This window comes from Paenibacillus sp. FSL H7-0716 (assembly GCF_038002705.1).
Classification (GTDB): Bacteria; Bacillota; Bacilli; order Paenibacillales; family Paenibacillaceae; genus Paenibacillus_AQ; species Paenibacillus_AQ odorifer.
Map to the genome: position 1 here is coordinate 65275 of NZ_JBBODA010000006.1, position 12194 is coordinate 77468.

General features: G+C 45.9%; 9 protein-coding genes. 2 read left to right on the forward strand and 7 right to left on the reverse strand.

Features of this window, described 5'->3' with window-relative positions; translation table 11 throughout:
• Positions 1 to 60: 60 nt before the first annotated feature.
• The 4 genes from MHH60_RS10015 to xylA all read right to left on the reverse strand — a co-directional run bounded on the left by MHH60_RS10015 (position 61) and on the right by xylA (position 6667).
• Positions 61 to 1611: a response regulator transcription factor gene (locus tag MHH60_RS10015; RefSeq protein ID WP_076136999.1), complete on the reverse strand. Its 1551-nt coding sequence runs from the start codon at positions 1609 to 1611 to the stop codon at positions 61 to 63.
• The gene (locus MHH60_RS10020) at positions 1608 to 3395 is read right to left on the reverse strand and encodes a sensor histidine kinase (protein ID WP_076137001.1); all 1788 of its coding nucleotides are present in this window, start codon (positions 3393 to 3395) and stop codon (positions 1608 to 1610) included. Before MHH60_RS10020 ends, MHH60_RS10015 begins: the two co-directional genes overlap by 4 nt.
• A 208-nt stretch (positions 3396 to 3603) precedes the next feature.
• Complete coding sequence (xylB, locus tag MHH60_RS10025; protein WP_038573349.1) at positions 3604 to 5100, reverse strand: xylulokinase; 1497 nt, start codon at positions 5098 to 5100, stop codon at positions 3604 to 3606.
• Positions 5101 to 5350: 250 nt separating this feature from the next.
• Positions 5351 to 6667, reverse strand: a complete 1317-nt coding sequence (xylA, locus tag MHH60_RS10030; RefSeq protein WP_076137003.1) for a xylose isomerase — start codon at positions 6665 to 6667, stop codon at positions 5351 to 5353.
• Between the two features lie 268 nt (positions 6668 to 6935).
• On the opposite strand from xylA, the gene MHH60_RS10035 reads away from it, so the two are divergent.
• Together MHH60_RS10035 and MHH60_RS10040 are read left to right on the forward strand one after the other, a co-directional pair.
• The gene (locus tag MHH60_RS10035; protein WP_076137005.1) at positions 6936 to 8096 is read left to right on the forward strand and encodes an ROK family transcriptional regulator; all 1161 of its coding nucleotides are present in this window, start codon (positions 6936 to 6938) and stop codon (positions 8094 to 8096) included.
• A gap of 192 nt (positions 8097 to 8288) precedes the next feature.
• Positions 8289 to 8489, forward strand: coding sequence for a hypothetical protein (locus MHH60_RS10040; RefSeq protein ID WP_036680251.1), 201 nt, complete (start codon positions 8289 to 8291; stop codon positions 8487 to 8489).
• 138 nt (positions 8490 to 8627) lie between these two features.
• Here the strand turns inward: MHH60_RS10040 and MHH60_RS10045 are convergent, their stop codons facing one another.
• The 3 genes from MHH60_RS10045 to MHH60_RS10055 all read right to left on the reverse strand — a co-directional run bounded on the left by MHH60_RS10045 (position 8628) and on the right by MHH60_RS10055 (position 12019).
• A complete protein-coding gene (locus MHH60_RS10045) occupies positions 8628 to 8861 on the reverse strand; it encodes a glutaredoxin family protein (RefSeq protein WP_076137007.1) in 234 nt (77 codons plus the stop codon).
• A 68-nt stretch (positions 8862 to 8929) separates the two neighbouring features.
• The gene (trxB, locus tag MHH60_RS10050; protein ID WP_076128718.1) at positions 8930 to 9871 is read right to left on the reverse strand and encodes a thioredoxin-disulfide reductase; all 942 of its coding nucleotides are present in this window, start codon (positions 9869 to 9871) and stop codon (positions 8930 to 8932) included.
• 183 nt (positions 9872 to 10054) lie between these two features.
• Positions 10055 to 12019, reverse strand: coding sequence for a heavy metal translocating P-type ATPase (locus MHH60_RS10055; RefSeq protein WP_081389080.1), 1965 nt, complete (start codon positions 12017 to 12019; stop codon positions 10055 to 10057).
• Between the last annotated feature and the right edge of the window lie 175 nt (positions 12020 to 12194).

Sequence of the window (12194 nt, forward strand, 5' to 3'; positions counted from 1 at the left end):
AGCCACAGCTAAAGCTCAGGTTATACCTGTACTGCAACTGTGGCTTTTTGGGCTTCTATTTTAGATGTTTTTGCGAAAAGAACTCGGGGAGAGCCCTACATATTTACGGAACTTGGCGTTGAAGTAATCGGGGTTCATGTACCCTACTTTCTCGGCCACCTCATATACTTTCATACCTTGCGCTAGGAATTGCTTCGCCTTCTCAATCCGCACTTTGTCCACATACGTATTGAAGTATTCCCCGGTAGTGTTCTTGAACATTTTACCTAGATATGCGCTGTTGTAATTAAATAACTCGGATAAGGTCTCAAGCTTAAGGTTCTCATTGTAACGGCGGTTGATTAGCTCCGTAATTTTTTTGATCTCATTCCCTTTGCTGCCACTGGACATTTGATCGGCGATCTCCGCCATGAAATTGACGGCCTGCTCTTGCAGGTCTGCCAGATAATGACTATGGTAGAGCTCACCGATCGGCGGGGAATGCTTAGCGGCATTGCTGCGAATCTCTGGATAGACCGGTTCGAGACGGGCCAACACCGTGCTGAGAATCCGCACAAATGTATCTTTAATCTGCTGCTCCTCACTGCCCGCAGCCAGTAGCTCCGCGCAGATCGTATCCACCAGCGGTTCAATGGCAGCGCGGCTTCCGGTTTCAACAGCCAGCATTAGGCGGCTCTCCGCATCCTGCCCTTCTTCGGTGTACGTCTCCTCCACTCCAGGAAACAACATACCGGAGAGATCGGCACTGATCAGAATCCCTTTGCGGTAAAAGAATGCCCGGCGCAGCAGTTCACGCGCCACTTGAAAAGACTGTGCCGCCTCTTCTGGTCCAGCTACTGGGCCTCCAGTTGCTGCACTGAAGTCGTACCCCTCACGGCAAATTAAGGAAGAAAGCTCTTCCATCAGCCGCTCCTGTTCCTGCTTTCCTGGCAGCGGCTCTTGCAGCAGGAATCCAATATATGGCGGCATCGTGAAAAACATCCGCTCTTCACTGCTGCCAAAATACTGTTCTACCGCGGCCTTAACGGCCCGCTCTCCTTCCTCACTGCCGCCCGCAGGCGCGAGTAATTCGAGTAAGATCACTTCGACACGGCCTGATTTAAGACCCAGTGCTGCCGCCTGCTTAGCAGGATCATTCTCCCCCTCCTCCGCAGTTGAAGGCTGCAGCAATGCACGCAGCAGGCTTTCACGATTACGGGCAGGCTCCTCTTCATTCCAGCGGCTAAAGCGATCTTCCTGAGCGATCGTGACTCTGAGTTCCTCCAAATAGTTGATCAGCTCTTCCTCATCCACCGGCTTCAGTAAATAGCCGTCAATGCGGTAAGAAATGGCTCGTTTGGCATACTCAAAGTCCGCATGACCACTTAAAATCAGCACATGGCTGGTCGAGCCTTCTTCGCGCAGCTCACCGATTAACTCCAGCCCGTCCATACCAGGCATGCGGATATCCACCACAATCAGTTCCGGATAAAAAATATGATATTTCTCCTGAGCTTGCAAGCCGTTGGCGGCCGTAGCCACCACCGTATACCCTAGTTCTTCCCAAGGGATTAGAGCCCGAAGGCCTTCCCGCAGCTTTGGCTCATCATCAACAATCAATACTTTGATCATAGATTTATGTCCTCCATTGGAATACGAAACGTAATAGATGTTCCTTCATTCATCCGGCTTTCGATATTCAGTCCATATTCAACACCGTAGGATAACTTCAAACGGTCGTGTACATTGCGCAGCCCGATCCGTGCCTCCTCCTGCTCATCACGAATCTCAAGGGTATAACGGATCTGCTCCAGCTTGTCCGGAGTGATCCCGGCTCCATTATCGGTAATGGTAAAGACCGCATGATTCTGCTCCCGCTTGATATTCACCGTAACCATTGCTCCATCCATCGTGTTGTCTAACCCATGAATCACCGCATTTTCCACAAGCGGCTGCACAATCAGCGGCGGAATGTAGAGTGATTCGACGGCAGGGTCTACAATAAATTGATATTTCAAACGATCCTCATAACGGAATTGCTGAATATCCAAATAACACCGAACCACTTCAAGCTCCTGGCTAAGCAAAATTTTACTTCGGCCTACCTCCAGATTACTGCGCATCATTTTGCCAAGAAGACGCACTACCCGTGCAATCTCCACTTGCCCTTTCATATGGGCCTCCATACGAATAGATTCCAGCGCATTGAACAAGAAATGAGGATTAATCTGGCTTGCCAGCATTTTAAAACGGATATCATTCTGTTTCTGTTCCAGCAGACTGTTCTGGTCATTAGATTCCTGTACCTCGTACATCAAATCGTTAATACTCCGCACCATAGAATTGAACTGACGAGCTAACAGAGCAATTTCATCTTTGCCATCAATTTTTAATGAAGTGTCAAAATCACCCGTACTCACGCGGTTAATATGTCTGCTTAACTGCAGTAATCGACGTGAAAATAACGAAGAGAAACTATATATGATTAAAAAGGCCAATAAAACGCTTACGGCAATCACGGTAATCGAAAGCTTAATCACCCGATTAGGTTCTTTGACTATACTATCAATAGAAAAAACAGAAATAATTCGCAGGGCGTTACGGCTGGCTTGTGGTTTAAGTTCTTCTATCACTATTTTGGAGGCTTCACCATCTACTTCTGCCTCATAGCTCCCGCTTCCTTGCCCCAAAAGCTTTGTATCAAAAGAAACATCTGCCAGTTTCTTTCCTGTTCGATCGCTCCGGTTCGCAGCAATGATATTGTCCTGATCATCCACGATCATGGTGTCAAATGATTCCTGGCTCAGAATCGAGGTTAGCTGGTGACTGTTTACATTAATAACGAGCACGCCAATTTTACTGGAGCCCTCCAGCTCGATTTTGCGGACAAGACTTAAATAATTCCGCTGATCACGCTCATCCTCTATATATTCCCAACCGACGAGGCTATCGTACCGCTGTGCTCTCTGATACCACTGGCTCTCCTTAATGGCAGACGAAGGATTGATCAGCTCCCAGTTGTTAAGCAGCGTAGCATTATCAGTGTATAAACGTATGTTGGATATGTCTTTATATAATCTTAGGTATTCACGCATATCAGTGTAATCCCGATAAGCCTCAACCACATCATAAGTGCTTACATACTGGCGTATGGCAAGTTTTTTCAGCCGGGCATCATTGGACAATCGATACGCTATATCTTGCGATACACCGATGACTTCTTCTGTTCTTTTTTTTACCCGATCTACGTTAATTGAAGCTTGCTCCAGTGCATTCTCAAACGCCATGGTCCTCATCTCAATCGTAAGATAACCACCTACCAGTAATACCGGTAAAAGTGTAGTCAGTAAAAAAGCAAGCAGCAGCTTATTGCGGATTTTGATGTCATTCAGCACCTTAACAAACCATTGAAACATGGCCTTTCGCCCCCCGAAACCTTCACTATCTCATGTACAGGCTGCCACTACCTTGGAGATATTCCATACTTTACAGAAGAAAAATGAAAACGGCAACATTTTTGAATATTGCCGTTCATCACCTCTATAAAGAAGATGGTCTTTAAAAAGGCCTTCCGCCAGATGCGAAAGACCTTTTTTTATATCAGACAGATAGATAAATGGCGCTTTATTGGCGATATGCAGCCAGCTTGTTATTCAATTCGCGGGTCTGGCCGTAAACTTCCTGATAGAGGTTGAATAGACCATCATAGATTGCCGTTTGTTTCGGATCTGGTTTATATACATCAGCAGGACGGATAAACGCTTCTGCACATTCCGCAAGGGATGTGAACCATCCGCTTCCATAAGCCGCCAGCATAGCTGCTCCCATTGCCGGACCCTGCTCACTTTCCAGCTTCACGATGGATGCATTGAAAATATCAGCCTGCATTTGCAGCCAAGCCTCATTTTTAGCTCCACCACCAATTGCAATGATCTCTGTAATCTCTTTGCCTGACTCACGTACAATCTCAATGGATTCACGCAGTGAGAAGGTAATGCCTTCTAATACTGCTCGTGTAAAATGCGTCAACGTATGCCCTGAATCCATACCAATAAAGCTTCCGCGAATATTCGCATCTGGATGTGGTGTACGTTCTCCAACAATATAAGGAGTGAATAACAGGCCGCCGCTGCCAGCTGGAATAGAGGAAACTCCGCTTAACAGCTCATCAAAGCTTTTGTCCGCCGCAAAGGTTTCTTTGAACCACGTAAGGCTATGACCAGCAGCTAGTGTAACCCCCATAATATAGTAGGCATCTTTTTCACCATGGTTAAAGAAATGGACTTTGCCTTCGAGATTCAAATCTTTATTGCTCTCATAAGAAAGTACTACACCAGATGTACCAATACTGCACATGGTCCGGCCTTCTCCCAATACACCCGCTCCGAGCGCACCACAAGCATTATCTGCACCACCAGCAAATACCTTCGTTGAAGATAAAAGACCTGACGCTTCAGCAATGTCCGGCAATAAGGTTCCAGTCTGTTCAAAGGATTCTACCAATCTAGGACAAAGAGAAAGCGGAAGTTCAAAAGCCTCTGCGATTTCTGCGCTCCATTCTTTAGAACCTACATCCAATAGCAACGTTCCGGCAGCATCGGAGTAATCCATTGCATAATCACCCGTCAACCGATAACGCACATAATCTTTTGGCAGCAGGAACTGATGCGCCTGTGATAATACTTCTGGTTCATTCTCTTGAACCCACAGAATCTTAGGCAGTGTAAAACCTTCCAATGCTTTGTTTCTGGCGATATCGATCAACTTCGCTCCAAGCGTCTTCTCAATCTTACGGCATTGTGCAGTAGTACGGGTATCATTCCAAAGAATAGCTGGACGCAGCACTTGCCCTTCTTTATCTACCAGTACCAATCCGTGCATTTGTCCGGAGAAACTTAGACCGTCTACTTGTGACGGGTCTATGCCTGATACTTCAATCAGACGGCGCAGGCTGACCAGCGTGCCCTTTACCCAATCCTCAGGATTTTGCTCACTCCAGTTCGGTTGGGGTCTGCTTAGCGGGTAGGACTCGGAATGCTCAAAAGCCACCTTCCCCTGCGGGTCCACTAGAACAGTCTTCACTGCACTAGTCCCCAAATCAACACCTATAACGTATTTCATTTTTGACCTCCTAAAAGTTTTATGAGCGTTTACTACGTTGAGTTACTTCGAATAAAACTTACTTCGAAAGCATCCGCTTAGTTTTATGGAGCTTAGCTTCTTGATTCTCTTCGTAATAAAACTCGCTTCGTAAGCATCTGCTTAGTTTTGGCTACAAAAAGGGGGCTGCCGAAGAATGCTCTCTTCAGCAACCCCCGTTGCATTTGTTCAAACTGGACTCAAAGTCTAAGCTTCAAGCTCCCTGTAAAAACTACTCAGCCAAGATGTATTGGTTAAGGGTAGCTCTCAGGTATTCTTGACGTCCGGATTGGTTAGGACGTGGGTTCTCATTGTTCAAAGCATATTCAGCCAAAGAAGCCAATGTTGCTTTACCTGAAACGATGTCTGCACCAACGCCTTCAGTGAAGCTGCTGTAGCGTTTGTCAACGAAGTCTTCGAATACGCGATCTTCGATCAATTTAGCAGCAACTTTCAAGCCTTTTGCGTAAGTATCCATACCAGCGATGTGTGCCAAGAACAGATCTTCTGGCTCGAAGGAAGGACGACGTACTTTAGCATCGAAGTTAATTCCGCCTTTGCCAAGACCGTCATTCTTCAATACTTCATAAAGAGTAAGTGTTGCATCGTAGATGTTTACTGGGAATTCGTCAGTATCCCAACCAAGCAGTGTATCCCCTTGGTTAGCGTCAAGTGATCCAAGCATGCCATTAATACGAGCTACACGAAGTTCATGTTCAAAAGTATGACCTGCAAGCGTAGCGTGGTTAGCTTCAAGGTTCAGCTTGAAGTGCTTGTCGAGGTTGTATTTTTGCAAGAACGAAATTGTTGTTGCTGCATCGAAATCATATTGATGTTTAGTAGGCTCTTTTGGTTTAGGTTCGATCAGGAATTGACCATCAAAACCAATTTCCTTAGCGTAATCTACAGCCATGCTGAACAGACGTGCAATGTTGTCTTGTTCAAGACCCATATCTGTATTCAGCAATTCTTCATAACCTTCACGGCCGCCCCAGAATACATAGTTGCTTGCGCCCAGACGTTTACCAACTTCCAGACCTTTCTTCACTTGTGCTGCTGCATGTGCGAAAACATCAGCGTTCGGTGTTGAACCTGCACCGTGCATATAACGTGGGTTAGTGAACATATTAGCTGTATTCCACAGCAATTTCTTGCCGGAAGTCTTCATGCCTTGTTCAAGGATATCAATGATAGTGTCGATGTTGCTGTAGAACTCACGCAAAGATGCGCCTTCTGGTGCGATATCTACGTCATGGAAGCAGAAGTAAGGCAGATCCATCTTGTCCATAAATTCGAATGCTGCTTCAGCGCGAGCTTTAGCTTTATCCAGACCACTCAATTTGTCCCAGCTGCGAATTGCAGTTTCAGCGCCAAACGGATCAGAACCGCCAGCAGTTAATGTATGCCAATAAGCCATTGCAAATTTCAGATGTTCCTCCATAGTTTTGCCGGCTACGACTTCTTTAGGATTGTAGAATTTAAATGCATAAGGGTTGGTGGAACGGCTTCCCTCGTAAGAGATTTTGTTCACTGTCTCAAAATAAGCCATTGTGTAATCCTCCTCATATTGTGCTACGCTAGCAAGCGTTTACAGCATCATCTTAACATATCTTTTCGACTTTGTATATTGGTTAAACAAAGTTTTTTTATAAAATTTCCGCCTCTTTAAGTCTCCCTTGCCTATCCGTTTAATATTCAAAAAATCCAACAAACTTAGTTTTTCTCTTTTCTGCCGATGTATTGCAATTTCCAGCACATCACTCTAGACTAAGTGGCATACAACAAAAGGGAACTATGCTAAAAAGGATGTGTGATTCGTGAAGGTTACCGGAGATCAGGCGCTGGTCAAAAAAATCAATAAATCGATCGTACTACATACTATTCGAAGGAACTCTCCGCTCTCGCGCGCCAAGGTTTCAGAGATGACCGGACTGAATAAAGCTACCGTATCCAATCTGGTGGCAGAGCTATGCGCTCAAGAATTAGTGACTGAAGTTGGACCAGGTCAATCCAGTGGCGGCCGTAAACCGCTAATGCTGCATTTTAATAGCATGGCTGGCAGCGTAATCGGCATAGAGCTGCGAGTGAAGCAGCTGACAGCCGTCTTATGTGATTTAAGTGGTGGCATTCTTTTCGAAAGCGATTTCTCCCTGGACAATCATGCGTTGCCTTATGTTCTGGAACGGATGAAAAAAACAATTTCAGACTTGATTGATAAAGCACCTGAATCCCCATACGGTATCGTCGGCATCGGAGTAGGTGTCCCCGGGATGGTGGATGAGAACGGGGTTGTTCTTTTTGCTCCCAACCTTGGCTGGGAAATGGTTGACCTGCGGGGTATTTTGGAGGCGGAATTCGCGGTTCCAGTCACTATTGATAACGAAGCTAACGCAGGTGCACAAGGTGAACTGAACTTTGGGGCGGCAAAAGATGTTAGACATCTGCTCTATATCAGTGCGGGTTCAGGGATCGGATCTGGTATTATTATTGGCGGAGAGCTGTACAAAGGTGCACGAGGATATGCCGGCGAAACCGGACATATGACGATCGAAGCCCAAGGCAAGCCGTGCAGCTGTGGGAGCCGTGGTTGTTGGGAGCTATATGCCTCGGAAAAAACCTATGACCATTCAGAGTTCTCCCTCCCTGCTCATACCACACAAGAACTGGTCCGTTATGCAGCCGCTGGACAAGAAGACGCCTTGCGCCACTTCTCATCTATGGGTGAATATCTCGGCATCGGAGTAACGAATCTAATCAATAGCTTTAATCCAGAGCTGATTGTCATCGGTGGCGCCTTATCCGAAGCAGAAGCCTGGTTAGGTAAGCCCCTTCGCCGGGTTGTAGCGGAGCGTACGCTTCCTTATCATAAGCAGCAGCTCGAGATTACCTTCTCCAAGCTGGGCAGCCGGGGAACCATGATAGGCGCGGGGTTCTCTGCGGTTATGCATTTTCTAGGTGATATTCGGGTGACCGTTTAAGGTAGTCTAGTGAACAACGTTTTGCGGGACAGTTTCACAAGTGAAATTCAAGAGCGGATAGAATTGACGTAAAATTGCCGCATTTAGGTGGATCAAAAGTGCAGTAAAAGCAACTTAAATCCTATATAATAAAGGATAAGTTAGTGTGACATTTATCACTACAACCCCTTTTTTGAAATGGAGAGCGAGTCCATGACCTATGTTGATACGTCTGATATCTCGGCACAGATGTTCATCACTGTGTTGCTTTTTCTGCTCATTATTGCCCCTTTGATCAGTCTCGGTGTGCTCCGTTTTTTTCAAGCCAAAAAGAAATCAGGATTCATTCTGATCGGCAGCGGTGTTGCTGTATACGTCCTATTTCAGATCATTACCTCTTTCACTCAAGCTTAAATTGAACTTTGCGATTTACATCATAAAAAATAGCCTGCGCATATTAGCGTCAGGCTATTTTTGTATACTTAGACTACAAAAAGATCACCTCCAAAATGGAAGCGACCTTTTGCAATTTCCTCACAGAACTATATTTGATTAAACAGTCGCCAATGCTTTGTCGAACTGAGTGATATTCATCCCCACAATTTTGTGCTCACCAATGACAGTTACAGGAACAGCTCTCATTCCCATATCCCAAACCTGCTGCGCGTAATCATCATTCTGCTCGATGTTACGTTCTTCATAGGCTACGCCTTTTTCACTCAAAAAGCTCTTCACCTGACGGCAATGTGGACAATTTGTTGATGTATATACAATTACATTTTCCATCATTAGACCTCCTATGGAAGATTACAGTTATGTTATCTATTGTAGCACTGGGAGTTTGCTAAACCAAATTATAGAATAACCGCGCTATGTTCCAGACTTTCAATGTATTTCTCAGCATCCATAGCTGCCATACATCCACTGCCTGCTGCCGTAATTGCTTGTCTATAACGGGTATCCTGCACATCACCACAAGCGAATACGCCTGGGATATTAGTTTCAGAAGTACCTGGGTTAGTCATGATATAACCTTCAGTATTAGTTGTGATTTGTCCACCCAAAAATGCAGTGTTAGGATGGTGGCCAATCGCCACAAACACTCCGCTTGCTTCAATGATTTCTTCTTGTCCGGTCTCATTGTTCAGCACTTTTAGTCCACTCACGCCTTTGTCTCCAGAAGTTACTTCCAAAGGAGTACGATTCAGGCTCCAAGCTACTTTAACATTATCGCGAACGCGATCCTGCATGATCTTGGAAGCACGTAGCTCTTCACGACGGTGTACCAGCGTTACTTTGGAAGCAAAACGAGTCAAGAAACCCGCTTCCTCAAGCGCAGAATCTCCACCGCCAACAACCACGATCTCTTTATTACGGAAGAAGAATCCATCACAGGTAGCACAGGTGCTCACACCGCGTCCCACATTATCCTGTTCGCCTGGGATACCGAGGTATTTTGCCGTAGCGCCAGTGGAAATGATCAAGGTATCCGTCGTAAGAACACCCAAACCTTCAACATTAAGCTTAAAAGGACGCTCTCCAAGTTCTACACTGTTCACCCAACCCGTACGGAATTCCGCACCAAAACGTTCAGCCTGTTTACGCATATTATCCATTAAGTCTGGACCCATAATTCCATCAGGAAATCCCGGGAAATTCTCCACTTCTGTAGTGGTGGTCAATTGTCCGCCAGGCTGAGGTCCTTCGATTACTAGTGGGTTCAAATTGGCACGAGCCAAGTAGATAGCAGCAGTCAACCCCGCCGGTCCGGTTCCAACAATTATTGATTTATACATATCTATATCCTCCTTGAGTTAGACGGCAGTGACGTCGCTTCTTATTTAAAATAATTATAATGTAGTCTTAATTATGCTAACTGAAAGCAAAAATGTCAATAAGCCAGACTCCCTCAGGAAAAAATCATTTGTGAACAATTTAATTTTTGGCAATAAATAATGTGCAATAACATCTCTGACCTCTTACCGCAACAATCGCAGCCCATTAAGAATAACCAATATCGTACTGCCTTCATGACCGATCACGCCAAAAGGAAGGGCGATGCCCTGCACAAAGTTACTGATCATCAGAACCGCGATTACTGTTACAGCAAAAATCATATTTTGCTTCACAATACGCTGTGAGCGCCGTGCCAATGAAATGGTCGAGGCGATCTCTTCAATATTATCATTCATAAGCACTACATCGGCGATCTCAAGCGCTGCACCACTGCCTTTCATGCCCATACCCATGCCAACAGTCGCTGTAGCCAGAGCAGGCGCATCATTCACACCGTCACCCACCATCACAACATTACCGTGCTCTTCACGCAGCGCCTTAATATGCTTTACTTTATCCTCTGGTAAAAGGTCGGCAAATACCAGATCTACTCCGGTTGAAGCCGCAATAACTTTTGCTGTAGCTTCCCGGTCACCCGTAAGCATAGCCACTTTAATCCCCAGCTCCTGCAGCTTCCGCACTGCGGCTTCTGCTTGTGGGCGAACTGTATCCTGCAATGCAATCATACCTGCGATATGCTCACCGTCCAAAATAATGGAGACTGTCTTCCCCTCTTCCGCCAACTGCTGCCGTTTAGTTCTCCAGAATGCTAGCTCAGAGTCCATCGCAGACGAAGTCAGCTCATCCAGTAAATTGGACTTTCCAATTTTCCAGAGATGCCCGTCAACTTGACCTTCAATTCCCCAGCCAGTGATGGTTTTACTTTCCTGCACCCCCCGCAGCTCCAGATATTCTTCCTCAGCTTTACGCACAATGGCTTCCGCCAATGGATGGCGGGACATATGCTCAATGGATGCGCTAATCGCCAGTAATTCTTCCCGGTTGTAGCCTTCACCTGCAATAAAGTCAGTCACCTGCGGAGTTCCCTCTGTAAGGGTCCCTGTCTTATCAAAAGCTACAACCGAGGTCCGAGCCATATTTTCGAGGTGGACCCCGCCTTTAAATAAAATCCCTTTTCGCGCACTTTTGGAAATGGCCGACAGCATCGCAGGCATAATCGATGAGACCAACGCACAAGGCGAGGCTACTACAAGAAAAACCATCGCTTTATAAAAGGTTGCGCTCCAGCTCCAGTCCAGCAAAAAGGGTGGAAGGAAAATAAGAGCCACAGTCGAGGCAACGACTACCCGTGCATAGATGGCTTCCAGTCTTTTAATGAATCGCTGTGAGTTTGGAACATCCGTCTCTGCTTCTTCTACCATCTTAATGATCTTTGAAAAAAGTGTGTTCTCTGCTGATTTCGTTACTTCAATATAAAGTGGACCTTCTCCATTGACCGTACCTGCGAATACTTCGCTGCCGGCGCATTTTTCAACAGGCACTGACTCTCCTGTAATGGAAGCCTGATCTACTGCCGATTCTCCTCTGTACACCTTACCATCTGCAGGAATAAGATCCCCTGGACGTACAAGCAACAGATCTCCGATTACTAACTGATCAATAGCTACCTCGTTCATGCTTCCTTTTTCAATCCGCATGGCTGTGGCAGGTTTCAAGGCCATAAGTGAGGAAATATCCTTCTTACTCCGTTCCATCGTATAACTCTCTAAAGCTCCACTAAGCGCAAAAATAAAGATGAGCATAGCACCTTCATTCCAGTACCCAATGGTAGCTGCGCCTAGTGCGGCCGCAATCATCAGCAGGTTCACATCGAGATCACGTTCTTTGACGAGCGTCTCAACGCCTTCTTTGGCTTTGTTCCAGCCACCAATGGTATACGAAATAACATAAAGTACTACAGAAAAAACTTCTGACCAGCTGCCCATAGCCCAAGCAAAAAGCATAAGCACTCCGCTGCCAAGCGCAGCCTGCATCTCGGAGTTGCTGAGCATGGCTCTCAGATCGAACCGGCGTTTTGGAGCGCCTGGTTTCTTCATACTGCCGGAGATTGAGGTTTGCTGGGGTAAATGTTTTGATGTTGCTTGCATAATAATCACCATCCTGAAAGTTTGTGTAGGACTACTTCATTGATTTCTCTTCGCAACAAAACTTGCTTCGGAAGCATACGTTTTGTTTTGTCTAAATGATAATGAGAGCCATTCTTAAGACCCCTAAAATGACACATGCTGCCCCGGCTTAGCCGGGACAGCATGAATGATAACT

Bases quoted from the DNA above. Each gene is read 5' to 3' on its own strand.
- MHH60_RS10015 (WP_076136999.1), bottom strand. From the start codon at position 1,611: ATGATCAAAGTATTGATTGTTGATGATGAGCCAAAGCTGCGGGAAGGC.
- MHH60_RS10020 (WP_076137001.1), bottom strand. From the start codon at position 3,395: ATGTTTCAATGGTTTGTTAAGGTGCTGAATGACATCAAAATCCGCAAT.
- xylB (WP_038573349.1), bottom strand. From the start codon at position 5,100: ATGAAATACGTTATAGGTGTTGATTTGGGGACTAGTGCAGTGAAGACT.
- xylA (WP_076137003.1), bottom strand. From the start codon at position 6,667: ATGGCTTATTTTGAGACAGTGAACAAAATCTCTTACGAGGGAAGCCGT.
- MHH60_RS10040 (WP_036680251.1), top strand. From the start codon at position 8,289: ATGACCTATGTTGATACGTCTGATATCTCGGCACAGATGTTCATCACT.
- MHH60_RS10045 (WP_076137007.1), bottom strand. From the start codon at position 8,861: ATGGAAAATGTAATTGTATATACATCAACAAATTGTCCACATTGCCGT.
- trxB (WP_076128718.1), bottom strand. From the start codon at position 9,871: ATGTATAAATCAATAATTGTTGGAACCGGACCGGCGGGGTTGACTGCT.
- MHH60_RS10055 (WP_081389080.1), bottom strand. From the start codon at position 12,019: ATGCAAGCAACATCAAAACATTTACCCCAGCAAACCTCAATCTCCGGC.